The organism is Pseudomonas sp. GL_135 (genome assembly GCF_057834665.1).
This window is the reverse complement of the sequence record NZ_CM174408.1, coordinates 2,923,215-2,948,643: the sequence shown is the minus strand read 5'-3', so window position 1 is coordinate 2,948,643 and position 25,429 is coordinate 2,923,215. Positions and strand designations below refer to the sequence as shown.

Here is a 25,429-nt window from a genome sequence, read left to right as displayed (position 1 = left end):
CACCCAGGGATTGCCAGGGATCAAATCGCAGCCGGGTCTTTCATCGGAGCGTCGATGCGCAGCCCGTCCCACACGCCCATGACGTGCGTAATTGCAGCGTCCAGTGTTTCAAACGTCGCGCCGTCGCGCGCCAGTACCGACATGCCCAGCATGAAGCTGTCGAACACCGTGGCCAGCGCGGCTGGCGCCACCTTTGCGGGCAGTTCTCCTGCGGCGATGGCTCGTTCGATGCACGCGACAATGGCGGCACGGTTCAAGGCTCGCGCATCTGCCAGCGGCTGGGAGATGGTCTTGCTTTCTTCGGTGGACGCACTCAGAAAACCCAGCGACACCAGGCAGCCCTTGGGATGACCCGCCTCGCATTGCATTTTCGCCGAGCACCGCAGCGTGCGCTCGATCGCTTCCCTGGGGGCAAGGGCGGTGTCGAACAAACTGTCGGTCACGCGTCCGTGGGTGTTCAGGTAGCGCTGCATGACTTCGTTGAACAGCGCCTGCTTTGAGCCAAACGCCGCGTAGAAGCTCGGCGCGGTGATGCCGCCACCGATACTCGCCTTGAGCTGGCTGAGTGACGTTGCGTCATAGCCATGTTCCCAAAACAGATGCAGCGCCTGGGTGATTGCCACGTCACGGTCGAACGTGCGCGGTCGTCCCATCTGAGCCATGTGACCCTCCTTTCAAGTGAGATAAATACTAGTCGATACATAAGTGATTGACTACCCGGCTTGGGCTCTTTAGATTGCTACCGATCAGTATATTAGTCGGAGGATCGAACGATGTCCCATGAGGGAAAGGCCACAAAACTGCCGTATGGGGCGCTGCTGGCGCTGGCGATGACCGGTTTTATCTGCATCGTCACGGAGACGCTGCCGGCAGGGCTGTTGCCTGAAATAGGCGATGGTCTGGGTGTATCGGCGTCACTGGCAGGGCAGATGGTCACGGTGTACGCCTTGGGCTCGTTGCTGGCGGCCATCCCGCTGACCATCGCCACGCGCAGTTGGCGGCGCAGAACGGTGCTGCTGCTCACCGTCATCGGGTTTCTGCTGTTCAACTCCATCACGGCGCTGTCTTCGGTGTACTGGCTGACGCTGATTGCGCGATTTTTCGCAGGGGTTTCAGCGGGACTGGCGTGGAGCCTCATTGGCGGCTACGCGCGGCGCATGGTTGAACCCGCGTCACAGGGCCGCGCCATGGCAGTGGCGATGGTGGGGACGCCCATCGCATTGTCACTGGGCGTGCCCCTCGGTACCTGGCTCGGCGGAGCGATCGGCTGGCGGATGTCGTTTGCCGTGATGTCCGGACTGACCCTGGTGTTGATCGCCTGGGTGCTGGTCAAAGTGCCGGACTACCCGGGTCAATCGTCCTCGCAGCGCATGCCGCTGCGTCAAGTGCTGATGACGCCGGGTGTGCGTCCCGTGCTCGGCGTGGTGCTGACGTGGATGCTCGCCCACAACATTCTCTACACCTACGTCGCGCCCTTTGTTTCCCTGGCCGGGCTGAGTGCCCATGTCGATCTGGTGCTGCTGGTGTTCGGCATTGCCGCACTGATGGGCATCTGGGTCGGGGGGCGTCTGGTCGATCGTCATCTTCGCACCGCGGTGTTGCTGAGCCTCGCCACCTTCGCCGGGGTTTCGGTGTTCTTCGGGATGTTCTCGGCCTCTGCCACGGCGATTTACCTCGGCGTCTTCGTCTGGGGCCTGACCTTCGGCGGCGCCGCCACACTGCTGCAAACCGCGCTGGCTGACGCCGCAGGTGAGGGCGCCGACGTGGCCCTGTCGATGAACGTGGTCGTCTGGAACAGCGCGATTGCCGGCGGCGGGCTTCTGGGTGGCGTGCTCCTTGGTCACTGGGGCGCGGGGGCCTTTGCGTGGGTGATGGTGCTGGTGCTGCTGATCAGCCTGGCGATTGCGTTTCGTGCGCGGGCCCATGGGTTTGTGCAGGGTGAGAGGGTTGCCGGGCAAGTGGTTGGGGCTCATTAAGATTTGCGCCGCTTAACCGGTTGACCGGGCGGCGCTCTTCCCGTCGGGCAACGCCGGCTCGCGCACCAGCGTGATACTCAGCAGCACCGCGGCGCCCAGGCAGAGCGCGATGCACGACAGCGCGATGGTAAATGCGTGAGTGATGGCTGCCGGGTCAGTGCGTCCATCCAGGATCGCGTAGAACACCCCGCCGATCACTGCAACGCTCAACGCTGTGCTGATTTGCAACGTCGAGCTGGCGACCCCGGCGATCATGCCCGAATACGCCGGCGCCACGCGGCCCGTCACCATGCGCATGAGAGTGGGAAGCCCGAGCCCCTGCCCGAAACCGATCATGAAGAGCAGGGCAGCAAGCAGGGCCGGCGCCGGGTACACGCCGGCCGGCGTCGCACTGAGCAGCCACATCATGCCGATAAAGCCGGCCGACTCCAGGCCCATACCCGTTGCATTGACGTACACGCCAAGCGCCCGTTTGCAGGCGGGCGCCAAGAGTGGCCCGAGTAGAAATCCGGCGCCGAAAGGCAGAAACACCAGCCCCGCGCTCAGTGCCGATGTGCCGAGCGCGCCTTGCAAGTAGATCGAGAACAGCAGGAAAAACGGCGCGATCGTGTAAAACAGCAGCGCGATGACGAGTGCGCGACCCAATCCCGGAACGTTCAGTGCGTGGGGATCCAGCAGCGGCGAGCCACCGGCATCTCTCAGTCGCGCTTCGTAGCGCCAGAACATCCACGCCAACAGCGGCACTGCCATCAATGAAACCCAGGCCCACAGCGGCCATCCTGTTTCTCGCCCTTTGATCAGCGGCACGATCAGCGCGGCCAGGGTCAGGATCGAAAGGGCCACGCCCCCCAGATCGAGTGTGTTCGGATTTCGCGCACGGATTTCCTTAAGCACAGGTATGCCGAACAGCAAAACCAGCGCGGCAACTGGCAGGTTAACGAGGAAAATGACCCGCCAGCCCAGGCCGAACAGGTTCAGCGAAATCAGAATCCCGCCCAAAGCCTGCCCGATGACCGACGCCAGTCCGAACACCGCACCGTACAGACTGAGCGCAAGGGGCTTTTCCGAATCCGGGAAGATGGCCTGCACCGATGCCAGTGCCTGTGGCGCCATCACAGCGGCTGTTATGCCCTGCAATACGCGTCCTGCGATCAACGACCAGGGCGACCAGGCCAGCCCGCACAACAATGACGCCCCCGCGAAGCCAGTCAGACCGATGAAAAACACCCGGCCACGGCCATAGATGTCACCGAGCCTTCCACCGGTGATCAGGGTCACCGCATAGAACCCGGCATAGGCGGAGATGACCAGTTGCTCAGCGGAAGCGCCGGCACTCAAGTCCTGCTTGATCGATGGCAGCGCGACGTTGACGATAAAAAAGTCCAGGGGGGGCAGGAAGGCACCGACCAGCAGAATCAAAAACATCGCCCAGCGTCGCGGATCAGGCGACAACGTATCCTTCGCGAACATGGGTAAACCTCCATACGCAACGGCGGCGCTGCGATCGGATAAGAAGGGGGTCAATCAATCGAGGCGCGCATCGCCGCTGCAAGGCGTGATGCGCTGTTCAGGCAGAGCGGTTTCAGGCGCGCTCGAACGTTTCCGAACCCGCGATCGGCGTCCAGTTGAGCAGCGGCGTCAGGAAGTGCAATTCGAAACGACGGGCGCTGAATCGCCACTGATCGTCGCGCCGCTCGAAGCGGTCGTGGTAAAGGCCGCTGACCTGTACCGGACCCTTTTCGCGATCATGAAACAGGCAGTCTGCTGCGACTGTTGCGGTCGCCATCGTCCCCTGAATCTGGATCATGGGATTGGACATCCAGTGATGCATATGCGGCAACTTGATCCAACTGGTGTGCGCCATGGCGGCGATCTCTTCAAGGTTTCGTCCAACGCCGAAATCCGGCAGGTCCAGCGTCGCGTCGGGGTGCCAGAGGCTGCGCAACAGATCGATGTCCATCAGGTCGTAGGCGTTGGCGTAGCCGGAAATGAGCGATTCGATCGCCGCGCGGCTTTCCAGCGCTTCAAGCCGCGCAGCGAGCATTTCAATGGTCATGGTGTTTCCTCGGTAGCGTATCGGTTGGGTGCCCAACGGGCGGGGTTGCGCGATGGTGGCGAAGGCGGACCAGTCTCGATCGCCCAGGCCCTGGGTGATCGCCGCTGACATGCCCGCGCGTACCACCCTCGCGGCAGGCAGCTCCAGGGCAACGGCTTCGGCGGCCCTCAGCGCCAAGTCCACATCTTTCAGGCCCAGGGACAGCTTGAAGCCGGGCTCGTGCACGCGGTTGGCGACGTAATGCCCATAGCGCTGGTAACTCGGGCAGGCGAACAGGGTTTGAGTGACGGTTTCAACGAGCGCCGAAGGGGGCAGACCGTAGGCCTCTACCAGGCGTGTCGCTTCGCCCAGGGATTCAATGGCCTGGGTGATCATCATGTTGCCGGCGATCTTGGCGATGCAGGCCTGCACAGGCCGGTCGCCCATTCGCCAGGTCTTCTTTCCGAGCACATCCAGCAGCGGCTGGGTCTTCTCGATTGCGTCAGCGGCGCCGGACGCGAGGATGTTCGCCTCACCCTGAGCCACGACCGCCGGCACCCCGAACATCGGGGCCGCGACCAACGCGATGCCTGCCTGCTCGTGACTGTGTTGCAATTCGTTGATCAAGGCAGGTGACAGCGTTGACATCACAATGTGAATGCAGCCCTTGCCGGCACGCGCCAGCGCATCGGAAGACAGCAGCACCTGCCGCACCGCCCGATCATCGGCGAGCATGCTGATGACCACTTCCTGCTCAAAAGCCAGTGCGGGGTCAGTCAGTGCGATTACGCCCTCAAGATCTGCCAGCGCCTGAGGGCTACGGTTCCAGGCCCTCACGTGATGACCTGCCGCCATCAGCCGCAGGATCATCACCCGACCCATGGTTCCCACTCCGATAAACCCGATGTTCATCAATGCCCCTCTGCCTATGGCTGTTTTGCTCGAGGCGCCATTGTGCGAGTCGTGCAGTTGCTTAGGGACTGCCATTACTGCATCTTCGGCGTTCACTTTTGTACGAGGTACGCCATGGACTGGAATGACCTGCGCGTCTTTCTGGCGGTCGCCCGCGGCGGTTCACTGGGGGCCGCTGCAAAGCTGTTGGGCGTCAGCCACCCCACCGTCGGGCGGCGCCTGCATGTGCTGGAACAGAGCAGTGGCGAGGTGTTTTTTCGTCGTACGTCAACCGGCCTGGTGTTGACCGACAGCGGTGAGCGCATCTTCGAGCTGGCCCAGGAGATGGAGCGCAGCGCGCTGACGATCGAACGGCGCATCGCCGGCGGAAGCGAACAGTTCGAAGGCCTGCTGCGCATCTCCTCGGCTGACTGGTTTGCCGGCTATGTGCTTGGGCCAGTACTGGCCGAACTGCTCCGGCGCCACCCCCTGATCGTGCCGGAGCTGATTGCCGGACAACGGCTGTCCGACCTGACACGCAGAGAGGCGGACATCGCGTTTCGGATCGTCCCTTTCACCGAGCCGGACATCGTCCAGCGTCGCTTGACCACGCTGAACTACGGTCTATACGTGGGCGCCCAGCAACCGTTCTCTCCGGACGCGCACGGTGAGGGCGTCGGGCTGATCACCATGGACACCGCGCAATCCCATTACCCTGACGTCGTCTGGCTGCGAGGTTTGTACCCGCAGGCGCGGGTGGTTTTCACCAGCAGCAGCCGAACCGTGCAAGCCCGGATGTGCGCCCTTGGCCTTGGCATTTGCGTACTGCCGTGCGCGCTGGGAGATCAGAGCCCCGCGCTCAGGCGGCTGGACGTTGGACAGGCGCCGCCCGGGCGGGACATCTGGATGGGCTACCACCACGACATGCGGCAGATGGACCGGCTTCGCGTATTCGCGGAGCTTGCCGGGCAGATCATTGGCGAAGACTGATCCTGGGTGATCTCAGGCATCAGCCTCCGGCACATAGGAAGCGACACCGTTGCCGAATGACCAGTCATGCTTATCGTTATTCGAGATGAACACTTGGATGTCCTCGCGGCGCATGCCGGGGCGGGCAGTGAGTTGATCGGCGATGGCGCGGTAAAGCGCTTGCCTTGTCGGCGTGTCGCGCCATCGGTTGGCGAGGATGTGTATGAACACCACGTCATCTGTGCGCTTGACGTTCAGAAAACTCGGGTCATAGAAAAACAGGCCTTTCTCGTATTGATCGATGACCTGAAATCGGTCGTCTGGCGGCACGCTGTAAGTCTCGACAAGCGCGTGGTGAACACCATCGGCGATGGCGCGAAGTTGGGCAGGGGTTTTGCCTTTGAGCAGCGATATTCTTACGAATGGCACGGCAGCATTCCTTGATGTGAGTGCGAGCATTGAGATTGTTCGCTCTGTCCATATCGGAATAGCAGTAAGATCCGTCGGATATCATCAGGTATCCCGGTAGATCGACATGCACGGATTTGACATCGAACAATTGAAGACCCTCGTCGCTGCGGTGGATGCGGGCAGTCTTACGGCAGCGGTGCCCCTCCGGTATCGATCGCAGTCGGCGCTGAGCGAACAGCTCAACAAGCTGGAGGAAGCCGCGGGTGAACAGCTTCTGGTGCGCAGCAAGCAGGGCGTACGCCCCACCGCGGCAGGTCAGCGCCTGATTGGCCATGCTCGTCAGATACTGGCGTTGTCGGATGCGGCCTGGCGAGACATGCACCGCGTGCCCCTTGAGGGCGAGGTCCACATCGGTATTTCCGATTACGTCCGGCCGAGCCAGCTGGCGACTTTATTGGCGCGCATCGCTGAGCAATACCCCGGTTTGCGGATGCGCACCCAGATCGACAAAAGCGACGTCATCGCCAATGCCCACGGCAGCGGCGCGCTGGATCTGGCGATCATCCTGCGCACGACGGGGTCGCCTTCCTCATCATCCGAAGAAGCCCAAGTGCTGCGCACGGAATCCCTGATGTGGGTGGCCGCCCGCAGCAAGCCACTTCCGCCTAAAGACAGGGTTATCGAACTCGCGCTGCTGCCTGAAACCTGCTCGCTGCACAGGCTGGCACGCAACGCATTGGACGCACACGGCATTGCCCACGTCGTCGCTCATATGGCATCCGGTGTGGCGGGGCTTCAGGCGGCAGTCGCGGCGGGGTTGGGCGTGGCGTGCCTCAATGCCTCCGCGATCATCGAGGCCGACATGCTGGAGGTCACCGGTCTCAATCTGCCCGCGCTGCCCGCTGTGGACATCGTTTTATTGCCGGCTCGCTGCCGGGGAGGTGTCAGTGAACGATTGCAAGCGGTGGCGCAGATCATTGCAGCGACGCTGGCGCCTTAGCCTGCGCCCGATGCCGCTTGACCTGCCCTTGGATGAACCTGCCGAACAGCGCTGATCGGCCACACTTGCGCGACGGCGAACAGCACCTCAAACACCGTAAACCCGAGAATCAGAACACTCGCGCCCTGGGCAACCGCGTAAAGCTGCCAGGTGGCGAACAGCGTTCGCGCCAGTGCGTCATACAACCCCACGCGTCGGCTCGGTTGCGCCAGGCGCCAGAGCGACCAGACCACGACCACGCTGCCGAGCAGGTTGGCGAACAGCATGCCGCCGACGTCCAGCACAGGCACCGGCCGCTCCAGTGCCAAAGCGCCCGATAACGTGGCGAAGCCGGTGAGCACCCATGCTGCCGTCCAGGGCGTCATGAAGCCCGCTGTCACCACCAGGTCGTAGATGGCGCTAGTTTTGACGATGCCCAGATTGTTTTTTGCGCTGATCATGATCTTCCCTCACAGTTGAGCCCGCAGGCTAAAGCCTGGTCTTAGGTCCAGAGTCAACGTGAGCATTGAACGTCATGAAAATAGGCGAAGTGGCGGTGCGTGCGGGGGTGTCCGTGGATGCATTGCGGTTTTATGAAGAGAAAGGCCTGATCAAGCCGCAACGCAGTGCCAATGGCTATCGGCATTATCCGCAGGAGACGCTGCAGCTGGTGGGGTACATCAAGCTGGCGCAACAGCTGGGGTTTTCGCTCAAGGAAATCGGCGAAAACCTGCCGCTACTATGGAACAGCGAGCAGGTCTCCAGCGACCTGCTGGCGCGATTATTCGCCGAGAAAATCGCGTTGCTGGACGAGCGGATCGGGCAGATGCACGCGCTGCGCAATCTGTTGGCCGAGCGGGCCGGGCAGGTCTGTCCGCTGGTGGGCGCTGGCGCCGCTGACGTGCCCTGAAGGACACGTCACCTCGCAATACACCGACGTCAGTGACGAGGCCTTCAGTCGCACAACGCTTGGCTGCGACGCATCGCTATCGGCCGCACCAGGCTCAGCAAGCCCGCCAGAGCCATCGCCGCACCGACCCAGAGCGGTGATCGCAATCCCAGGCCCGCGTCGATTGTCACACCGCCCGCCCAGCTGCCGAACGCCAGTCCGGCGGTGATGACCGAGGTGTGCATGATGTTGACCAGCGCGCCGGGCTCGGCCGCTTTCATGACCCGCGCGACCATCGCAGGGTTCAGCGCCACACCGGTCAGCCCGAGGGCGAGGAAGCACATCAGGTTCAGCCACAGGTGATGCCCGGCCAGGGCAAAGCCCGACAACGCCAGCACCATGATTGCCAGGCCCCAACCGACGATCGCCATCATGTAGCGATCCGCCAGTCGGCCCACCACCCAGTTGCCCAACACGTTCGCGACGCCATACAGCGCCAGCAACGGTGCAACGAATTTCGGCGCGACGCCGACTTCCTGAATCAGGATGGGCGTGCAGTAGCTGAATGCGGCAAAGGTCGCGCCGATGATCAACCCGCTGGTGACGTAAGCCGCCCAGAGGGGCGCATTCTTCATGTCCGCGACTTGTTGGCGCAGCGGCGGTTCGCTGCCATTGGCGCTCGCGGGCAGTCGCTTGCTCGCCAGCACCGTGCACAGCATCGCCAGCACCACCACGAGCCAGGCGCTGGCACGCCAGCCGAAGTGTTGCTCGACCCAGGTGGTCAGCGGCACGCCCACGACGGGGGACAGCATCAGCCCGGCGAGGACCACCGACACCGCGCGACCGCGTCGTTCCGGGGTGACGAGGGCTGCGCACACGGTCATGCACAAACCGATGCACACGGCACTGGAAATGCCCATGACCACGCGAGCAGCGGCAAGCACCAGATAACTTTGAGCGGCGGCTGCAATGGCGCCTGCTACCACGTAACAGATGAGCAGCGCGATCAACGAGCGTTTGTTGCTGACGCCTCTGGACAGCAGCAGGACGGTCACGAGCGGACCGCCGATGGCCATGCCCAGGGCGTAGAAGGCGATGAGGTTGCCGACCTGGGCGAGACTGACCGAAAACGCATCGGCCAGCGCCGGCATCATGCCGGCGACCATGAACTCGGCCGTCACCAGCGAGAAGATCGTCAGGCCCAGAAGGTAGACGGTGGAGGGGAGTGTACTGCGGCTGGACATGGGGTTCCTGAGGGGTAAAGAAGGCCGGCTACCCTAGGGATTGAGACGGGGCAGGTCAACAGGCAATCAAGCCACTGTTCCTGAAAACCAGTGCCTGCTGCATCATCCCGAGGTCCGTGCTTTGATCGCCAGCCATTCATCGCGCGTCAACTCCCAGAGCTCCTGAACCATCGGGCCAGACACAAAGTGTCCGTTCCGGCGCTGGATCATGCGCATGCCCTCGCGTTTTGAAATCCTTTTCGATGCCTCGTTACCAGCGGCTTTGGGCACCTGCATCACCGGCCGCTGCAGGGTTTCGAACCAGAAGGCGTTGATCACTTCGCACGCCTCCTGCATATAACCGTGACCTCTCCACGGCGGCGCCAGCCAGAACCCCCGATGGTTCTCGGGCTGATCGTGGAGGCTGATGCAGCCGATCACCCGCGCCGGCTCTGGTGTCAGGCGTAGGGTCCAGTGCCATTCGCGCCCCTCTGCCATGGCAGGAAGCGCAAGGTCGCGGAGGTAGGTGAGCGCGCCGTCGTCGGGATAGGGCCATGGCACATGGCTGTCCAGATACCGGACCACGTCCCACTGGGGAAACAACTGTTGAATGACGGGCGCATCGGTTAACCGCAGCGGGGCGAGTGTCAGTCGGGGAGTCTGGAACGTGGGGCTGTCCATGCGGGTTTGTCCTTCGGAGTCGCTGAAGGGCGGACGCTAACGCGTTGCAGGGACGCAGTCCACTGCACCGGCGGCGCGCAGCCAGAGTGTCGAGGGGCAGGAGCGGTGCGGGAACACAGATTCCCACACCTTTCGGTGTCAGCCCAGGTCGTCAAGCACGCCACTCATGCGCGCTTCCACCTCATCCCGAGTGGCCGCCCATGCCGGTACGGTGTCGAGCAGACGCTGTTGCCAGGCCATCAGATTGGGGAATTCATTGAACGGCGCGCCTGTCCGCTGGTACTGCGAAAAGGGCGCTGCAATATCGATGTCCGCAAGGGTCAGGGCATCACCGACGATGTATTTCCGGGACGCCAGTTGGGCATCCAGCACCATAGCAGCGTTGCGGATATTGCTCATGGCCAGCTCAACCACGGCGTCGGTCGGCGGCTTGCCTGTCAACGTCTTGCCGGCCCATTCGTTGAAGAGAAAGGTCGAGAATACCCGCCATTGTTCACCCGACCAGAACATCCACTGCAGAACCTCGAACCTCTCTGCTTCTGTTCGTCCAAGCAGGTTTAAATCCGGGCTCGCTTTTGTGGCGAGATAGAGGTTGATCGCCGATGTCTCCCAGATGACGGTATCGCCGTCCTGAAGCACCGGCGTCAGGCCGTGGGGGTTGAGATTTAAAAACTCAGGGGTATGACTTTCTCCCTTGAATAAATCGACGTTGATGCGTTCGATGTCGACGCCCATGACCGCGGCCGCAGCCGTGACGCGCCGAAGACTGCCCGAGCCCGGATCGCCGTAGAGTTTGATGGACATGATTTTCCTCGTGGTTCGATGATGGAACTGGCCGGCGTTGGCATTGGCGCCCATGGTATGAAGCGGGCCATGAATGAATGTCAGCCGTAAGCTCCGTTGAATGACGAGACCACGGTAGACTCTTGCCTCGCACAAAATAATGCCGCCGTTTCGCAGAACACTTATCTGGAATTCAAATGACTGATCGCTGGCTGGAGATCGAGGTTTTCACCCGCGTGGCCGAATCGGGCAGCTTCTCCCGCGCCGCTCAGGCGCTCGGGCTTTCTCAGCCTTCGACTTCACGAATCGTCACCGGACTGGAAGCTCGGCTTGGCGTGAAGCTGTTGCTGCGCACGACCCGAAGTGTGGCCCTGACGGAAGCGGGCGCGGCGTTTCTGGACAAGGCACGCCAGGCGGCGGCCGATCTGCAGGACGCTGAAGACGCTGCCCGTGGCATCGATTCCTTGCGTGGCACCCTGCGTCTGGCGGTGCCCATTGCGTACGGCACCCTGGCAGTGATTCCCGCACTGCCCGATTTTCTCGAGCGATATCCCGAACTGCGCGTCGAGATCAGCATGCGCGACGAGCGGCAGAACCTCGTGGCAGCCGGCGTCGACATGGCCATTCGAATGGGTACCCTTGAGGATTCCACATTTGGCGCTCGGCGGATTGCGTCAGTGCCGCGCGTGTTGGTGGCGTCCCCGACCTACATCGGCAAACGAGGGCTGCCGGAAGCGCCCGAAGACCTGGCGCTTCACGACGCGCTGTTGCACGAACAAAGCTATCCGGCCAAAAGCACGTTAAAGCTCGTCAAGTCAGGCGTGGAGCAACGGGTCACGCTGCACGGCCGCGTCAAAATCGATGCGGCCCCGGGCGTTCTGGCCGCCGCCACCGCAGGCCTCGGGGTTGCCAACGTCACGACGCTCATGGCGGCCGAACACCTGCGCAATGGCAGCCTCATTCACCTGTTGCCCGACTACGAACTTGAGCCCTTGCAGGCGTTCGCCGTATTTCCCTCCGGCCCCAGACCTTCGGCCAAGGTGCGGGCGCTCGTTGCACACCTCATTGACGTCTTGGGCGGCTAGCTCGGCCGGGATGAGTGCGCGCGTAGGTGATACGCGTCTGAACGCACGTGATCAGATCGAACTCCTGGGAATCAGTCCCGGTCAGAGCATGACGGATGCACCGTCACCCCTTATTCAATAAACGGCACTCGTTTGCCAAAGGATCTGATCATGCTCGGAAAGAAATTCCTCCCTCATCTGCTGTTCACCGCAGTATGCGCAGTCAGCAGCTTTTCCTACGCAGCCGAACAGCCAAGTGTGACGATGGATCGCCCGGGTGCAGGGGTCAAGGAAATCAAGGAAGGCGACAACGTCCCTGATCAATACCAACGTCCCAGCCTGGCGCTTAAAGACTGGAAAGCACGTCACCTGAGCGCGCCGGACGAAAATCAACAGTGGGTGGAGATCAAGGACCAGTACCTGTTGGTTGATATTCCGACGGGCACGATCAAACAGATGGTGCCCAAGGGCAAGGCGCATAAATAACGCCATTGGCCGAGACCCCATTCCTCAGCCAACGAATGGTAGCGTGACGTCTGACGCCTTCCCGGCTAAAGCCGGTCCTACACCGGAGTACATCGCTAATGACACTGGATGCACGCGGTCTTTCGTAGGACGGGCTTTAGCCGGGAAGAGGCCTGTCGGAGCACTATCAATCTCGCGGCGTGACACATGACGTCTGTCCGGCTAAAGCCGGTCCTGCAGTGGGTTCACCGCTAGCGTGACTGGATGTGTGTGGTCTGGTAGGACCGGTTTCAGCGGGAAGTGGCTTGTCCGATGTCCTCATGGGCAAATCCCCATCCAGATAAAACTCATCCAGTTGTGGCGGCGGTATGCGGGTATCGGACAGCATGGCGTGAACCTGTCCACGATGGTGAATCTGGTGCTGGAACAGATGTAGCAACAGGCGATCCACGCGTTCCGGAATAATGCCCGTCGCCCGCACCACACCCGCTAGACGACAAAGCGCGTGCTCATCCAGATCTTCGCAATACGTAACTAGTCGGTCGTCCGCTTCCGTTTGGAGCTGGACGATTGCCTGCAGCGACAGATGCTCGGGCAGATCCTTTCGTTGACCCTCCAGATCAAACGTCAGCGCGGCCAGGTAGAACTGATCGACATCCAGTATGTGCCGCAGCGTCAGCTCAATTGAGGGAAAAAAACCTGTTCGCGGCGCCAGGTATTCTTCGTTGCTCAACCCCAGGCATGCCGAGAGCAGGCGCCGGTTCGACCATCGATTATTGTGTGCCTGCGCCAGATAGCTGTTCATCGGAGAGTGCGCGCATTAAGTGGCTGGAGTGACGAATGTTAGTAAGTTCGCGCAGGGTCAGTCATCCCACGTTGCTTTCCCGCGAGTACCGCCCCGGCGCGCGCCCTGTGTAGCGGGTAAATGCCACGCTGAACGCACTTACCGAGCCGTAACCCACGCGCTGTGCAATCCCGGCAATGTCCTCCACGCGCTCACTCAGCAGTTTCTTCGCCAGCGCCATCCTCCACGCCAACAGATACGCCATGGGTGGCATGCCCAATGCGTTCTGAAAACGCTCAAAGAACGTCGAGCGTGAAAGGGCAGATTCCCTGGCCAGTTCTTCAACGGTCCACTGCCTGCCCGGGTGCTCGTGCATCTGCCGTAACGCCATCGCCAGGCGCTCGTCACTCAGCCCGCGCAGCAACCCCGGTGGCGCGGCGTCGGTGGCGGTGCAACGCAGCGCTTCGATAAACAGGACTTCCAGGAGACGGGCGAGGATCACGTCCCTCGCTGGCCGCTGAGCGCGGGCTTCCTCGGTCACCAACTCCACCAGCGTCGCAAGCCGGGGCTCGCCGCGCACATGAATCAGTTGCGGGAGCAGCGAGACCAATAAAGCAGCGTCCGGCGATCCGAATGTGCAGTGACCGACCAACAACTGAACGTCGACGGGCGCGTCCAGCGGGCCGACACGTATGTCCCGAGGACGGACCTCGAGAGGAGCGCGCTCGCCGTCGCCGTCTGCCAGCGGCTGAAGGCTCATCATCTCGAAATCGTAAGCTGCCGGGATCAACACGAAGTCGCCCGCCTGCAGGCTGATCGGCGAATGTCCGGCCGCCGAAAGCCGAGATCCCCCTTGCAGGATCGCGCAGTAAAACGGCTGGCCGTACACCGAGCGCTGTACCCGCCATGCCCCTGCGCCGCTGACGATTTTGGACAGCGAAGCACTGGGTTGCAGCAGGGTGACGACCTCAGCAAGCGGATCGAACATGCCGGACTCCTGCAAAAGAAAAGCGGACGGGGGATGATATTAAGTCCGGTTACCACAGCTTATCGTGGCGTCCCTGTCAATCACGCGATGGAGACACATCCATGAACACCATTCTGATCACCGGCTGCTCTTCGGGCTTCGGCCTGGCTACCGCCCGATATTTCCTCGACCGAAACTGGAAGGTCATCGCGACCATGCGCACGCCCGATGCAGCGCTTTTCGAAGCGTCCGAACATCTGAGCGTGCTCGCCCTGGACGTCACCGACCCAGACAGCATCCAGAAGGCGATCGACGCCGCAGGGCCGATCAATGTGCTGGTCAATAACGCCGGCATCGGACTGCTGGGCGCTCTTGAAGGCTGCTCGATGGACAAGGTCCGCAGCATGTTCGAGACCAATACCTTTGGCACCATGGCGATGACTCAGGCCGTGCTGCCGCAGTTCCGCGGGCGCAACGCGGGGGTCGTCATCAACGTCACCTCCAGCGTGACCCTCAAATCCCTGCCATTGCTTAGCGTGTACACGGCGAGCAAGGCGGCGGTGAATGCGTTCACCGAATCCCTGGCGCTGGAGCTTGAGCCGTTTAACGTTCGTGTCCATCTGGTATTGCCGGGCCGCGCACCGGGGACCGACTTCGGCAAAAATGCACAGCCGCGCATGCAGGGCAGCATTCCGGACGCCTATGCCGATCTGGCTCAACACGTGTTTAGCGAATGGTCGCACTCGACCCTGGTGACCGAGGCCCAGGACGTCGCCGAGGCGATCTGGCGTGCAGCGAATGAACCTGCGTCGCCGATGCGTACTGCCGCTGGCACCGATGCAGTTGCATTAATGGGGCAGGCGGGCTGAACAACCGCCGTTATCGCCGATCGTGCTGTCCATCCGACGAAAGCCCATGGAAAGGTACTAACAATCAGGAAATCCGCCGGTCCAACCTGTTCGCCGAACCGGTTGCGACAACGGGTTCACAGGTCGTCAGTATTCCAGGCAGGAGCAGCGCATGAGCATCAGCCCCACTTTTGATATCCGCAATTATGGCGCCAAGGGCGACTCCGTCACTGACGATACCGTCGCCATTCAACAGGCAATCGATGCCGCAAGCGCTGCGGGTGGGGGCAAGGTTTACATCCCTGGCGGCACCTGGCTTGTCGCCGACAGCGACGGTTCGGGCAACGCCCTGGCGCTGAAAAGCAACGTCACCCTCACCGGCGATGGCGCCGGTGACAGCGTGCTCAAGCTGGCCGATGGCGCCGGGTCGAATACCGCCTCTCTGCTGGGCGTGGTAGCAGGCAGCACCGTTCGAGACGCGACCGTCAGCAATCTCTCGCTGGATGGCAATCAGGTCAACGGCGGTGGGCAGGTCAGTGGCTGGTCGCAGTCAGGGGCGAGCAGCACCAACTTGGTGATCGATGGCGTCACCGCTACGCACTTCAGCGGCAGCGGTTTCGACCTGACCGGCGCGTCGGTGCATTTGACGGTGCGCAACAGCACGGCCACGGGCAACAGTTCCGACGGCTTCGCACTGGGCGGGTCGCTCCCCGCATTGACCTTTCAGGACAACCGCGCGCTGGACAACAGCGGCAACGGCATCAATGTCGGCCTGGGCAGCGTGGCGATGTCGCTCACCGACAACCTCGCTTCCGGCAACGCTGGCGACGGGATTCACGTCCATGAAGAAAGCGGCGTCGACACCGGCTTTTTCAGCGTCATCGGCGGCGACGTCTATGGCAACGGCGGTGATGGCGTGCACATGCGCGGCATCGAATACGGCGGCGTGTATCGCCTCGACATCCATGACAACGGCGGGTCGGGCGTCAATCTGCAAGGCACCACGCACATCGAAGTGTCCAACAACGTCATTCACGGCAATGCGCAGAGCAACGACGTGCCGGAAGTGGCGATTCGAAATCTGGGCAGCGAAAACGGCACGCAGAATTTCGTCTACGACAACCTGATCACTGGCAGCGCCGGATCGACCTTTGGCGTGGCCGAGGTGCCGTCGGACGCGGCGAGCGTCGAGGGCAGTGTGATCTTCGGCAATGTCATCAATGGCACCCATGCCGGTGACATCAGCGCGGCGGGAAACCAAACCCAGGTCTACAACAACAGCGATGTGCTGATCGTGCGCGGCAGTGCCGGCGCGGACACATTGATCGGCAGCCGCTCGGACGAACTCATCAGCGGCGGCGCAGGCCGCGATCGCATCGATGGCGGCGCAGGTGACGATGTGATTCATGGCGGCGCAGGCGCGGACCGCCTCAGCGGCGGCACGGGCAGCGACGTGTTTCGGTTCAGCTCGGTCAATGACAGTTATCGCACGGCAACGACATCGTTCACTGATCGCATCACCGACTTCAACGATGCCAGTGACCGTCTCGACCTGACACTGTTGGGATTGTCCGGCCTGGGCAATGGCCACAACGGTACCCTCAAGGCGACCTATAACGCTGGCACCGACATCACCTATCTCTCCAGCCTGGACGCGGACGCTGCTGGCAACCGCTTCCAGTTGGCACTCGACGGCAACCACCTGAGCACGTTGGGCGCGGCGAATTTCTTCTCGTCGATTACCGGCACGTCCAGTGACGACAAGCTTCTCGGCACGGCCGCCGATGATGTGCTGATCGGCGGCGCAGGGCGCGACAACCTGTCCGGCGACGGTGGCGCAGATCGCCTGCTCGGTGGCAGCGGTGGTGACACGCTGACGGGTGGGGCCGGCGCCGATACCTTCGTCTACACCCGCGTGAGCGACAGCCTGCGCAACGACGCCAGCGGCAGCTACGCCCAACGTGATGTGATCACGGATTTCAACAGCAACGGCCATGATCGCCTTGACCTCACGGCGCTGGGTTTCAAAGGGCTGGGCAACGGTTACGACGGCACGCTCAAAGTCGTGCTGAATCTGGCAGGCGATCAAACGGCGCTGAAGTCGCTGGAGCCTGATGCCGACGGCAACCGCTTCGAAATCCTGATCAACGGGAATCACCTCTACGACCTGACCGCCAGCAATGTGCTGTTCGCCAACCCGGACGACACCCGCGTCGATTCCTCCCAACCGCTGACGTCGGTGAACGCCACCGGCACGGCGGGCGCCGATACGCTATATGGCGACTGGGGCAACGACACCTTGTTCGGCATGGCGGGCAATGACGTGCTCGCCGGCAGTGTCGGCGATGATTTGCTGGTCGGCGGTGCTGGCAGCGATCGACTCACGGGCGGTTCCGGGGCGGACACTTTCCGCTTCGATCACATCAGCGACAGCTACGTTGGCGCGGCAGACCTGATCACCGACTTCACCACCGGCCACGACATCCTGGACGTGTCCGCCTTGGGTTTCACCGGCCTGGGCAACGGCCGCGACGGCTCCTTGCAGGTCAGCTACAACGCCAACAGCGACCGCACCTACGTGCGCAGTCATGAAGCGGACAGCGCGGGTCAGAAATTCCAGGTCACCCTGGCGGGGGATTACAGCCACAGCCTGCACGCCGAAGACTTTGCGTTCACTGCGGCACCCAATGCGGCTGAGATCAAAGTGGTGGGTGTGCCCGCGGCGATGGACCATGTGGTGCTGTCCGACGCCTGACCTCACGGGATGCATGCTTTCTATTAGTGGGACCGGCTTCAGCCGGGAAGAGGCCAGTCCAAACACCCGTGGATTTGCGGTGTGACACCTGACGCGTTCCCGGCTAAAGCCGGTCCCACAATGTGCGCGCCGCCAGTGCCGGTTGCATGCGGTTTGTTAGTGGGACCGGCTTCAGCCGGGAAGAGGCCAGGTCAAACACTCGTGGATTTGCGGTGTGACACCTGACGCCTTCCCGGCTAAAGCCGGTCCCACAAAGGGGTTACCGCCAACCCACCGGATGCATTCGGCCCAACAAAGGGCTCGCCGCCAATTCCACTGGTTACATCCGGTCCCACAACTCGTCCGCAGCCAGTCACATGCAAGGGGGCGCAGTCAATGCCACCGCACCCACTGACTCCAATCTGTCACACCCCAGCCCCTGAAATGCCACATTGACGCCGTAATGTCCTCGCCAATGAGATCGATCTCAAGCGAGTGAACATGAGTGACCTGAAAGACGTCGCACGGGTGGCCGGGGTGTCCCGTGCGACCGCCGCCCGGTGTTTCGCCTCCCCCGACGTGGTGCGTCCCACCACCCGAGACCAAGTATTCGCCGCCGCGCGGGAACTGGGTTTTCGCCCCAATCTGCTGGGCCGCCAGCTGCGCCTGCAAACCACCCAGCTCATTGGGGTGGTCGTACCGAGCCTGCTCAACCCGGTGTTCGCCGAACAATTCCAAGCCATGGAGCGCGCCGCGCGGTTGCGCGGCTACAACCTGCTGCTGGCGACCACCGATTACAGCGCCGAGCGAGAAAGCGCCGTGGTGGAAGAATTGTTGCGCCAGCGGGTCGACGGTTTGGTGCTGACAGTCACCGACGCCCACAGCAATCGCGTGCTGCAAAGCCTGAGCACAGAAGACACGCCCTTTGTGCTCGCCTATCACCAGCCCGGTAGCACCGAATACAGCGCCGTCTCGGTGGACAACCGCGCCGGCATGGCCCTCGCCACGCGTTATCTGCTGGACGCCGGTCATCGCCGCATAGGCATGGTGGCGGGGCCGACGCTGCAGTCCGACCGGGCGCGGCAGCGTTACGCGGGCTATTGCGACGCAATGGCTGAACACCGCTTGAACGCCATGGCCATCATCGAGATGCCCAGCCACACCGAGGCTGATTTCAGCGCCCTCGCGCCGTTGTTGAGCGGCCCTGACGCGCCGACCGCGCTGGTCTGTTCAAACGATTTGCTGGCGATCAGCCTGATCGCCGAGCTGCGCCGTCACGGTTGGGCAGTGCCCGAGCAGCTGTCGATCATCGGTTTCGACGGCATTGCCATCGGCACCCAGATGCACCCGACCCTGTGCAGCGTGGTCCAGCCCATCGCCGCGCTGGCGACCACTGTCATCGATCAATTGCTGGCGCAGATTGCCGGCGCCGCCCCGACTTCCCATTGCCTGCCGTGCCACATCCGGCCGGGCGAAAGTACTCAGCCCTACGAGGAGACGCTCCATGATCCGCTTCAGTAAAACCCTGGCCGCCCTGCTGCTGTGTGGCGTGGCCAGCCTGACCCAGGCCGCCGAAACCGCGATCTGCTACAACTGCCCGCCGGAATGGGCGGACTGGGGCACCCAGCTCAAGGCCATCGCCGACAGCACCGGCGTGCAGGTGCCGCTGGACAACAAGAACTCCGGCCAGTCCCTGGCGCAGCTCGTAGCGGAAAAAGCCGCCCCGGTAGCGGACGTGGTGTATTACGGCGTGACCTTCGGTCTGCAGGCGCAGAAAGCCGGTGTCGTCGGCACCTACAAACCCAAGGGCTGGGAGCAGATTTCCGCAGGCCTGAAAGACCCGGAAGGCCACTGGTTCGCGATCCACTCCGGCACGCTCGGCATCATGGTCAACGTCGATGCACTGGGCGGTTTGCCGGTCCCGCAGAGCTGGGCTGATCTGCTCAAACCCGAATACAAAGGCATGGTCGGTTACCTCGACCCGTCCAGCGCGTTCGTCGGCTACGTCTCCGCCGTAGCCATCAACCAGGCCATGGGCGGCACCCTGGATAACTTCGCGCCGGCCATCGACTACTTCCAGAAACTGGCGAAGAACGCGCCGATCGTGCCCAAGCAGACGGCCTATGCGCGGGTGCTCTCCGGCGAATTGCCGATCCTGGTGGACTACGACTTCACCGCCTACCGCGCCCGCTACAAGGACAAGGCCAACGTGGCATTTGTCATCCCTAAGGAGGGCAGCATCAGCGTCCCTTACGTGATGAGCCTGGTCGCCAATGCTCCGCATCTGGCCAACGCTGAAAAGGTGCTGGATTTCGTGCTCTCCGAGCAGGGCCAGGCGTTGTGGGCCAAGGCCTATTTGCGCCCGGTCCGCGCCATGAAGATGCCGGCGGACGTCGCCGCGCAGTTCCTGCCGGACAGCGATTACGCCCGCGCCGGCGTGGTGGATTACCAGCACATGGCCGACGTGCAGGAAGCCTTCGCCGCGCGTTACCTGAGCGAGGTCAAGTAAGTGAGCAGTACGGTATTGGAGGCGCAGGACGAGGCCGCGGGTGGGTTGTTGAAACGGCGTTTGCGCCCGACGGCCGCCTGGGCCCTGGCACCCGCGGCGGCCGTGTTGGCAGCGTTCTGGCTGTTGCCGCTGGCGCACCTGATAGTGCTCGGCGGGCAGCAGCGGGACGGCGCCGGCAGTGGTTATTGGCAAGTGCTCAGCAGCCCGCAGTACCTGGGCAGCCTGGCGCAAACCTGCGTGCTTGCTGCGGTGGTCACTTTTGCCGCGCTGCTGGTCGGCGGTATCACCGGCGTGTTTCTCGCCCGTCAGCGCTTTTTCGGGCGCTCGACACTGGTGGCGCTGCTGACTTTTCCGCTGGCGTTTCCCGGCGTGGTGGTGGGCTTTCTGGTGATTCTGCTGGCAGGGCGGCAGGGGCTGTTTGCGATGCTGGGCCTGAAACTGGCCAGTGAGCGTTGGGTGTTTGCCTATTCCCTGGCGGGGCTGTTCCTCGGTTACCTGTATTTCTCGATTCCGCGGGTGATTCTCACGGTGATGGCGGCCTGCGAAAGCCTCGACCGCAGCCTGGAAGAAGCCGCGCATTCCCTCGGCGCCGGGCACTGGCGGGTGGTGTGTGACGTGATTATTCCCGGGCTGGCGCCGGCGCTGGTGTCCTGTGGCGCGATCTGTTTCGCCACGTCCATGGGCGCGTTCGGCACGGCGTTCACCCTGGGCACACAGCTGAATGTCACCCCCGTGGCGATCTACAACGTGTTTACCAACTACGCCAACTTCACCGTCGCCGCAGCGCTGTCGGTGGTGCTCGGCGCGCTGACCTGGGCGGTGTTGCTGCTGGCGCGGCGCATGGTCAAGCAATCGAGGACGGTCCTGTGAAGCGTTCTTCGCTGTTCATCGCGCAGCTGCTGTTCACGCTGCTGGTCTGCGCCTTCATGTTGGTGCCGGTGCTGATGTCGCTGGTGGCCGGGCTGACCCGCAATTATTTTCAGGGCGTGTCCAGCGGACTGACCTTCGACTGGATCGCCCAGGTCTGGCAGGCGTACTCGCCGACGGTGTGGCTGTCGCTTCAGCTGGCCCTGGCCTGCGCGGTGTGCGTCTGTGTGATCGGCGTCCCGGCAGCCTATGCGCTGGTGCGGATGAACAACCGCTTCAGTCGCGCCTTCGAGGAATTGATGGTCTTGCCCGTCGCCATGCCCGGCCTCGCCAGTGCCCTGGCCCTGTTGCTGACCTACGGCCAGTTCGGCAGTTTCCGCAGCAGTTGGCTGTTCATCCTCGTCGGCCACGTGCTGTTCACCCTGCCGTTTCTGGTGCGGCCGGTGATGGCGGTGATGCAGCGTCAACATCTGCCGACGCTGGAGGAGGCCGCTGCCAGTCTGGGTGCCGGGCCATTTCGCCGTTTTTTCAGCGTCGTGGTGCCGAACTGCCGGGCGGGGATTCTCGCCGGCCTGTTGATGGTGGTGACGCTGTCCCTGGGTGAATTCAACCTGACCTGGATGCTGCACACGCCCATGACCAAAACGCTGCCGGTGGGTCTGGCGGACAGTTACGCCTCGGCGCGGCTGGAAGTCGCGAGCGCCTACACACTCATATTTCTGTTGATGATCGTGCCGCTGCTGGTGGCGTTGCAGGCCATCAGCGCACGCCTTTCCCGTGGAGAGCAAAAATGACTGGAACCACGCTGCGCCTGATCGGTTGCCGCAAGGCTTTCGCCGACGGCACCGTTGCCGTTCACGACCTCAACCTGACCATCGAGGCGGGGGAGACGCTGGCCATCCTCGGCCCGTCCGGTTGCGGCAAAACCACCACGCTGCGGATGATCGCCGGACTGGAACGGCCGGACGTCGGCCAGGTGTTCTTCGGCGATCAGGACGTAACCCGGCTGCCCATTGAGCGTCGTGATGTCGGCATGGTTTTTCAGAACTACGCACTGTTCCCCAACCTCACTGTGGAAGGCAACATCGCGTATGGCCTGAAGGTGCGCGGCGTGGCCGTCGCGGAGCGCAACAAGCGCTGCGCCGAGCTGCTGGAACTGGTTGGGTTGCAGGAACACGCCAAACGCGGCATTCATGAGCTGTCGGGCGGGCAGCGTCAGCGGGTGGCACTGGCCCGAGCCCTGGCCCCACGGCCAAAAGTCCTGCTGCTCGACGAGCCCCTTGCCGCACTGGACGCGCAACTGCGTGAACGCTTGCGCAGCGAACTCGATCAGCTGTTGCGCGGATTGGGCATCACCTCGGTGTTCGTCACCCACGATCAGGGCGAAGCCATGGCCCTGGGGGACCGGATTCTGGTCATGCAGCAAGGGCGCATCGCCCAGCTCGGCACCCCGCGGGAAATCTATCAGCAACCGGCGAATCCGTTCGTGGCCGGTTTCGTTGGCAATCTCAACGCATTCACAGTGGCCGGGCGTACCGCCAGCGGCCTTAAGGTCAGCGGCGGCGTACTCCCATGGGGGGAGGCGGGCGAGCCGACAACGGTGTATTGCCGGCCCGAGCATCTGCGGGTGGTGAGCAGCGAAGGGCACCTGCACGGGCGTTTGCTGGGGCAGTTCTTTCAGGGGGCGCAAAGCCGCTTGTTGATTGAGGTCGGCGCGGCGCAACCGTTGCTGGTGGACAGCGCCGACAGCGTCATTCACGCGCCGGGCGATCACATTGCCCTGGCCATCGAGCCGCGCGCGCTGTTCGCCCTGCACCCGTAATTCTTGCCTGGATAAGTTGAATGTCGAATGCCCCGTTTCTCATCGCGCAGATCAGCGATCTGCACCTTAAAGCCGGCAACAAACTGACCTATGGCGTGGTCGACACCCTGGGTGCATTGCGTCGCGCGGTCGACCATCTGAATGCCAGCCACCCGCGCCCGGACATCGTGGTGATCAGCGGCGACCTGGTGGATTTCGGTCGGCCGGATGAATACGCCGTCTTGCACCCCGAGCTGGCGCGCCTGAGCATGCCGTACTATCTGGTGCCCGGTAATCACGACGTCCGCGAGCACCTGCTGGCTGAATTTGCCGACCACGTGTACCTGCCGATCTCGGCCGAAGCACCGCTGGACTGGGTGGTCGAAGCCCATCCAGTGAGGCTGATCGGTCTGGACTCGACGATCCCCGGCGCCCACGGCGGGCGAGTGCTGGACAGTCAGATGGCCTGGCTGGATGAAGTGCTCGGTCGACGCCCCGCCGTGCCAACCCTGCTGATCATGCACCACCCGCCCTTTGTCACCGGCATCGGCCACATGGACCGCGAAGCGTTCATCAACGGTGCTGCGCTGGAAGAAGTCATTGGACGCCACCCGCAGGTCGAGCGGGTCTTGTGCGGGCATCTGCATCGACCGATGCAACGACGCTTCGCCGGTAGCATCAGTTGCACCTGCCCGGGCACCTCGCACCAGATTGTGCTCGACCTGCGCGATGACGCTCCGGCGCATTTCAACCTCGAACCGGCAGGCTACCTGCTGCATCGCTGGGACGCGGAGGAGGGCCTTGTGACCCACAACGGCGTGTTCGGTGATTACCCTGGGCCGTACCCGTTTTATGACGCGCAGGGGTTGATCGATTAGCTCGCACCATCCCGGAGATTGTCCTATCGTCCTGGCCCGGCAGGGCCTGGATGGTTGCGGGCCTGAGGGTGCCGCTGCATCGCTAAAATCACCTCCTCTATAATCAGTCTATAGTCACTCTATAATCCGCTATAAACGTAGAGTTTTTACCTTTCTATAATTGGTCTATAGTCACTCTATAATTGCCTATATAGCTGTGCCTGAGGTCTACCGATGCCTGAAATCTTCTACCACCGCCCCGAGCTGGCCGCCCGACTCTCAAAGCTGATCATGCAGATATCCGTGGGCAGTTCCGCGAGCTCCGGCGTCTTCCTGGCAGCGCCCCGGCGTACAGGAAAATCCACCTTCGCCCGTGAAGACCTGCGCCCTGCGCTGGAAAAGGCGGGGGCGATTGTGCTGTATGCAGACCTCTGGCAAGACCTGACCAAAGACCCTGGCCTTGTCATCGTGGAAGCCATCCGCGAAGCGGTTGGCCAAAACGATGGCTTCATCACACGGCTGGCCAAGGCTTCCGGGATAGACAAGGTGGCTGTTGGCGGCTTGAATTTCAGTCTGGATAAAATCGGCCTCGGCAAGGACATCGACCTCACCACGGCGCTGGTGGCGCTCTCGGACGAATCGCAGAAGCTCATCGTTCTGATGATCGATGAAGCGCAGCATGCGATCACAACCGAGGCGGGTGTGGCAGCGCTGTTCGCGCTCAAGGCGGCGAGGGACGAACTCAACAGCTCCCGGCACCATGGCCTGCGCATCGTCTGCACCGGCTCGAACAGGGACAAGCTGGCCATGCTGCGCAACAGCAAGGATCAGGCGTTCTTCGGGGCATCGATGGTGCCGTTCCCGACGCTCGATCAAAACTACATTGACTGGCTGTGCGCCAACATTGATCTGCCATCCCCGCTTGATCCGGCGGAGGTGTTCCAGCTGTTCAAAGAAAGTGGCTATCGCCCCGAATTGCTCGGTGCTGCAGCTGATGCCATCCGCTTTGACTTTTTCATCGACCCTGAAAACGTACGTGAGCGGTTTGCCGAGCTGGTTCGGGCGCAAGCGGATGAGCTGAACGCGAATCTCAAGAAGGTGATCCACAGCCTCACCCCGATCCAGTCCGCCGTGATTCGCGTCATGGGGAGCATGGGCGAAAGCTACGCCCCCTTCGAGGCGCCCACCATGGCACTGTACGTCGCGGCGCTGAAGCAGGCGGGGATTGCCGAAAGCGACATCAAGGTCGAGGTGCCGGGCGTGCAGCAAGCCCTCATTGCCCTGCAGGAAAAGAACCTGGTGTGGAAGGCTTCACGGGGTGTCTATGCGGTGGATGAGCACGTGATCGTTGATCTGCTTCGTGCCGACGGGCTGTTGGAAGGCTTGTAGCCTCGCGGCAGCCCGGAATGGTTACCGCTTAAGGGCGATGGCCTCCTGGACAAGGCACTCAAGGGCAAACTGCTCGGTGTAGGTCATCTGAATGGGCGTCGTTTCGCCCTTGACGGTGCGTTCGCCATCAAGGATGTAGCGGATGCGCTTGTCAGTGACCCCGATACGTTTGGCGATCCACGAAGGTGTTTGGCCAATCCGCGAAATCAGCTTGTCGGCGTATTCGGTGGAAGGGTTATAGAGTTCTGCGTTGGGTGTCATGTGACGTCCGGATAGAGGTTAGGCGCTGTGTGTTCAGGCGAATGCC

The 25,429-nt window shown here is 62.4% G+C and carries 26 protein-coding genes; 15 read left to right on the top strand and 11 right to left on the bottom strand.

The window, feature by feature from the left end:
- Window positions 1–20: 20 nt before the first annotated feature.
- On the bottom strand, window positions 21–662 hold the full coding sequence (locus AC3ISG_RS12980) for a TetR/AcrR family transcriptional regulator (protein ID WP_489297108.1): 642 nt from the start codon (window positions 660–662) through the stop codon (window positions 21–23).
- A gap of 111 nt (window positions 663–773) precedes the next feature.
- On the opposite strand from AC3ISG_RS12980, the gene AC3ISG_RS12975 reads away from it, so the two are divergent.
- A complete protein-coding gene (locus AC3ISG_RS12975; RefSeq protein ID WP_489297107.1) occupies window positions 774–1,976 on the top strand; it encodes an MFS transporter in 1,203 nt (400 codons plus the stop codon).
- Window positions 1,977–1,988: 12 nt separating this feature from the next.
- On the opposite strand, the gene AC3ISG_RS12970 is transcribed toward AC3ISG_RS12975, so the two are convergent.
- Window positions 1,989–3,446 carry an MFS transporter gene (locus tag AC3ISG_RS12970; protein WP_489297106.1) on the bottom strand — a complete coding sequence of 486 codons (1,458 nt, stop codon included), beginning with the start codon at window positions 3,444–3,446 and terminating at the stop codon, window positions 1,989–1,991.
- 112 nt (window positions 3,447–3,558) lie between these two features.
- The gene (locus AC3ISG_RS12965; protein ID WP_489297105.1) at window positions 3,559–4,923 is read right to left on the bottom strand and encodes an NAD(P)-binding domain-containing protein; all 1,365 of its coding nucleotides are present in this window, start codon (window positions 4,921–4,923) and stop codon (window positions 3,559–3,561) included.
- 114 nt (window positions 4,924–5,037) lie between these two features.
- Between AC3ISG_RS12965 and AC3ISG_RS12960 the strand changes: the two genes are divergently transcribed.
- Window positions 5,038–5,892: a LysR family transcriptional regulator gene (locus tag AC3ISG_RS12960; protein WP_489297104.1), complete on the top strand. Its 855-nt coding sequence runs from the start codon at window positions 5,038–5,040 to the stop codon at window positions 5,890–5,892.
- A gap of 12 nt (window positions 5,893–5,904) precedes the next feature.
- Here AC3ISG_RS12960 and AC3ISG_RS12955 read toward each other — a convergent pair whose 3' ends face one another.
- Window positions 5,905–6,300 carry a tautomerase family protein gene (locus AC3ISG_RS12955; protein ID WP_489297103.1) on the bottom strand — a complete coding sequence of 132 codons (396 nt, stop codon included), beginning with the start codon at window positions 6,298–6,300 and terminating at the stop codon, window positions 5,905–5,907.
- Window positions 6,301–6,406: 106 nt separating this feature from the next.
- On the opposite strand from AC3ISG_RS12955, the gene AC3ISG_RS12950 reads away from it, so the two are divergent.
- Window positions 6,407–7,282, top strand: coding sequence for a LysR family transcriptional regulator (locus tag AC3ISG_RS12950; protein ID WP_489297102.1), 876 nt, complete (start codon window positions 6,407–6,409; stop codon window positions 7,280–7,282).
- On the opposite strand, the gene AC3ISG_RS12945 is transcribed toward AC3ISG_RS12950, so the two are convergent.
- Window positions 7,279–7,722, bottom strand: coding sequence for a hypothetical protein (locus AC3ISG_RS12945; protein WP_489297101.1), 444 nt, complete (start codon window positions 7,720–7,722; stop codon window positions 7,279–7,281). The two genes, AC3ISG_RS12950 and AC3ISG_RS12945, sit on opposite strands and share 4 nt — an antisense overlap.
- A 74-nt stretch (window positions 7,723–7,796) precedes the next feature.
- Between AC3ISG_RS12945 and AC3ISG_RS12940 the strand changes: the two genes are divergently transcribed.
- Window positions 7,797–8,171 (top strand): MerR family transcriptional regulator, encoded by a 375-nt coding sequence (locus AC3ISG_RS12940; RefSeq protein ID WP_489297100.1) that lies wholly within the window; start codon window positions 7,797–7,799, stop codon window positions 8,169–8,171.
- Between the two features lie 44 nt (window positions 8,172–8,215).
- On the opposite strand, the gene AC3ISG_RS12935 is transcribed toward AC3ISG_RS12940, so the two are convergent.
- The 3 genes from AC3ISG_RS12935 to AC3ISG_RS12925 all read right to left on the bottom strand — a co-directional run bounded on the left by AC3ISG_RS12935 (window position 8,216) and on the right by AC3ISG_RS12925 (window position 10,858).
- Window positions 8,216–9,394, bottom strand: coding sequence for an MFS transporter (locus AC3ISG_RS12935; RefSeq protein WP_489297099.1), 1,179 nt, complete (start codon window positions 9,392–9,394; stop codon window positions 8,216–8,218).
- A 102-nt stretch (window positions 9,395–9,496) separates the two neighbouring features.
- Window positions 9,497–10,054, bottom strand: a complete 558-nt coding sequence (locus tag AC3ISG_RS12930) for a GNAT family N-acetyltransferase (RefSeq protein ID WP_489297098.1) — start codon at window positions 10,052–10,054, stop codon at window positions 9,497–9,499.
- 138 nt (window positions 10,055–10,192) lie between these two features.
- Window positions 10,193–10,858, bottom strand: a complete 666-nt coding sequence (locus AC3ISG_RS12925) for a glutathione S-transferase family protein (protein WP_489297097.1) — start codon at window positions 10,856–10,858, stop codon at window positions 10,193–10,195.
- A gap of 176 nt (window positions 10,859–11,034) precedes the next feature.
- Between AC3ISG_RS12925 and AC3ISG_RS12920 the strand changes: the two genes are divergently transcribed.
- Both AC3ISG_RS12920 and AC3ISG_RS12915 read left to right on the top strand, forming a co-directional pair.
- Entirely contained in the window at window positions 11,035–11,922 is an 888-nt protein-coding gene (locus AC3ISG_RS12920; protein WP_272634519.1) for a LysR family transcriptional regulator, read from the top strand.
- 150 nt (window positions 11,923–12,072) lie between these two features.
- Window positions 12,073–12,387: an RcnB family protein gene (locus AC3ISG_RS12915; protein ID WP_489297096.1), complete on the top strand. Its 315-nt coding sequence runs from the start codon at window positions 12,073–12,075 to the stop codon at window positions 12,385–12,387.
- Window positions 12,388–12,553: 166 nt separating this feature from the next.
- On the opposite strand, the gene AC3ISG_RS12910 is transcribed toward AC3ISG_RS12915, so the two are convergent.
- On the bottom strand, window positions 12,554–13,171 hold the full coding sequence (locus AC3ISG_RS12910) for a DinB family protein (RefSeq protein ID WP_489297095.1): 618 nt from the start codon (window positions 13,169–13,171) through the stop codon (window positions 12,554–12,556).
- Window positions 13,172–13,232: 61 nt separating this feature from the next.
- On the bottom strand, window positions 13,233–14,138 hold the full coding sequence (locus AC3ISG_RS12905) for an AraC family transcriptional regulator (RefSeq protein WP_489297094.1): 906 nt from the start codon (window positions 14,136–14,138) through the stop codon (window positions 13,233–13,235).
- Between the two features lie 101 nt (window positions 14,139–14,239).
- Here AC3ISG_RS12905 and AC3ISG_RS12900 point away from each other — a divergent pair, with 101 nt between their 5' ends.
- From AC3ISG_RS12900 to AC3ISG_RS12860, 9 genes are all read left to right on the top strand, one after another.
- Window positions 14,240–14,986: an SDR family oxidoreductase gene (locus AC3ISG_RS12900; protein ID WP_489297093.1), complete on the top strand. Its 747-nt coding sequence runs from the start codon at window positions 14,240–14,242 to the stop codon at window positions 14,984–14,986.
- Window positions 14,987–15,137: 151 nt separating this feature from the next.
- On the top strand, window positions 15,138–17,720 hold the full coding sequence (locus AC3ISG_RS12895; protein ID WP_489297092.1) for a M10 family metallopeptidase C-terminal domain-containing protein: 2,583 nt from the start codon (window positions 15,138–15,140) through the stop codon (window positions 17,718–17,720).
- 480 nt (window positions 17,721–18,200) lie between these two features.
- Window positions 18,201–19,220 (top strand): LacI family DNA-binding transcriptional regulator, encoded by a 1,020-nt coding sequence (locus AC3ISG_RS12890; protein ID WP_489297091.1) that lies wholly within the window; start codon window positions 18,201–18,203, stop codon window positions 19,218–19,220.
- A complete protein-coding gene (locus AC3ISG_RS12885; protein WP_489297090.1) occupies window positions 19,204–20,208 on the top strand; it encodes an ABC transporter substrate-binding protein in 1,005 nt (334 codons plus the stop codon). Before AC3ISG_RS12890 ends, AC3ISG_RS12885 begins: the two co-directional genes overlap by 17 nt.
- A 48-nt stretch (window positions 20,209–20,256) precedes the next feature.
- Window positions 20,257–21,078, top strand: coding sequence for an ABC transporter permease (locus AC3ISG_RS12880; RefSeq protein ID WP_163022180.1), 822 nt, complete (start codon window positions 20,257–20,259; stop codon window positions 21,076–21,078).
- A complete protein-coding gene (locus tag AC3ISG_RS12875) occupies window positions 21,075–21,869 on the top strand; it encodes an ABC transporter permease (protein ID WP_489297089.1) in 795 nt (264 codons plus the stop codon). Before AC3ISG_RS12880 ends, AC3ISG_RS12875 begins: the two co-directional genes overlap by 4 nt.
- Window positions 21,866–22,897 (top strand): ABC transporter ATP-binding protein, encoded by a 1,032-nt coding sequence (locus AC3ISG_RS12870; protein WP_489297088.1) that lies wholly within the window; start codon window positions 21,866–21,868, stop codon window positions 22,895–22,897. Before AC3ISG_RS12875 ends, AC3ISG_RS12870 begins: the two co-directional genes overlap by 4 nt.
- A 20-nt stretch (window positions 22,898–22,917) precedes the next feature.
- On the top strand, window positions 22,918–23,754 hold the full coding sequence (locus AC3ISG_RS12865) for a phosphodiesterase (protein WP_489297087.1): 837 nt from the start codon (window positions 22,918–22,920) through the stop codon (window positions 23,752–23,754).
- A 213-nt stretch (window positions 23,755–23,967) separates the two neighbouring features.
- The gene (locus AC3ISG_RS12860; protein ID WP_489297086.1) at window positions 23,968–25,122 is read left to right on the top strand and encodes an ATP-binding protein; all 1,155 of its coding nucleotides are present in this window, start codon (window positions 23,968–23,970) and stop codon (window positions 25,120–25,122) included.
- 21 nt (window positions 25,123–25,143) lie between these two features.
- Here AC3ISG_RS12860 and AC3ISG_RS12855 read toward each other — a convergent pair whose 3' ends face one another.
- Entirely contained in the window at window positions 25,144–25,383 is a 240-nt protein-coding gene (locus tag AC3ISG_RS12855) for a hypothetical protein (RefSeq protein ID WP_065988840.1), read from the bottom strand.
- Between the last annotated feature and the right edge of the window lie 46 nt (window positions 25,384–25,429).

What these genes read in the sequence shown, in the direction of transcription:
- AC3ISG_RS12980 (WP_489297108.1), bottom strand. Translation starts at nt 662, where the DNA reads ATGGCTCAGATGGGACGACCGCGCACGTTCGACCGTGACGTGGCAATC.
- AC3ISG_RS12975 (WP_489297107.1), top strand. Translation starts at nt 774, where the DNA reads ATGTCCCATGAGGGAAAGGCCACAAAACTGCCGTATGGGGCGCTGCTG.
- AC3ISG_RS12970 (WP_489297106.1), bottom strand. Translation starts at nt 3,446, where the DNA reads ATGTTCGCGAAGGATACGTTGTCGCCTGATCCGCGACGCTGGGCGATG.
- AC3ISG_RS12965 (WP_489297105.1), bottom strand. Translation starts at nt 4,923, where the DNA reads ATGAACATCGGGTTTATCGGAGTGGGAACCATGGGTCGGGTGATGATC.
- AC3ISG_RS12960 (WP_489297104.1), top strand. Translation starts at nt 5,038, where the DNA reads ATGGACTGGAATGACCTGCGCGTCTTTCTGGCGGTCGCCCGCGGCGGT.
- AC3ISG_RS12950 (WP_489297102.1), top strand. Translation starts at nt 6,407, where the DNA reads ATGCACGGATTTGACATCGAACAATTGAAGACCCTCGTCGCTGCGGTG.
- AC3ISG_RS12945 (WP_489297101.1), bottom strand. Translation starts at nt 7,722, where the DNA reads ATGATCAGCGCAAAAAACAATCTGGGCATCGTCAAAACTAGCGCCATC.
- AC3ISG_RS12940 (WP_489297100.1), top strand. Translation starts at nt 7,797, where the DNA reads ATGAAAATAGGCGAAGTGGCGGTGCGTGCGGGGGTGTCCGTGGATGCA.
- AC3ISG_RS12935 (WP_489297099.1), bottom strand. Translation starts at nt 9,394, where the DNA reads ATGTCCAGCCGCAGTACACTCCCCTCCACCGTCTACCTTCTGGGCCTG.
- AC3ISG_RS12930 (WP_489297098.1), bottom strand. Translation starts at nt 10,054, where the DNA reads ATGGACAGCCCCACGTTCCAGACTCCCCGACTGACACTCGCCCCGCTG.
- AC3ISG_RS12925 (WP_489297097.1), bottom strand. Translation starts at nt 10,858, where the DNA reads ATGTCCATCAAACTCTACGGCGATCCGGGCTCGGGCAGTCTTCGGCGC.
- AC3ISG_RS12920 (WP_272634519.1), top strand. Translation starts at nt 11,035, where the DNA reads ATGACTGATCGCTGGCTGGAGATCGAGGTTTTCACCCGCGTGGCCGAA.
- AC3ISG_RS12915 (WP_489297096.1), top strand. Translation starts at nt 12,073, where the DNA reads ATGCTCGGAAAGAAATTCCTCCCTCATCTGCTGTTCACCGCAGTATGC.
- AC3ISG_RS12910 (WP_489297095.1), bottom strand. Translation starts at nt 13,171, where the DNA reads ATGAACAGCTATCTGGCGCAGGCACACAATAATCGATGGTCGAACCGG.
- AC3ISG_RS12905 (WP_489297094.1), bottom strand. Translation starts at nt 14,138, where the DNA reads ATGTTCGATCCGCTTGCTGAGGTCGTCACCCTGCTGCAACCCAGTGCT.
- AC3ISG_RS12900 (WP_489297093.1), top strand. Translation starts at nt 14,240, where the DNA reads ATGAACACCATTCTGATCACCGGCTGCTCTTCGGGCTTCGGCCTGGCT.
- AC3ISG_RS12895 (WP_489297092.1), top strand. Translation starts at nt 15,138, where the DNA reads ATGAGCATCAGCCCCACTTTTGATATCCGCAATTATGGCGCCAAGGGC.
- AC3ISG_RS12890 (WP_489297091.1), top strand. Translation starts at nt 18,201, where the DNA reads ATGAGTGACCTGAAAGACGTCGCACGGGTGGCCGGGGTGTCCCGTGCG.
- AC3ISG_RS12885 (WP_489297090.1), top strand. Translation starts at nt 19,204, where the DNA reads ATGATCCGCTTCAGTAAAACCCTGGCCGCCCTGCTGCTGTGTGGCGTG.
- AC3ISG_RS12870 (WP_489297088.1), top strand. Translation starts at nt 21,866, where the DNA reads ATGACTGGAACCACGCTGCGCCTGATCGGTTGCCGCAAGGCTTTCGCC.
- AC3ISG_RS12865 (WP_489297087.1), top strand. Translation starts at nt 22,918, where the DNA reads ATGTCGAATGCCCCGTTTCTCATCGCGCAGATCAGCGATCTGCACCTT.
- AC3ISG_RS12860 (WP_489297086.1), top strand. Translation starts at nt 23,968, where the DNA reads ATGCCTGAAATCTTCTACCACCGCCCCGAGCTGGCCGCCCGACTCTCA.
- AC3ISG_RS12855 (WP_065988840.1), bottom strand. Translation starts at nt 25,383, where the DNA reads ATGACACCCAACGCAGAACTCTATAACCCTTCCACCGAATACGCCGAC.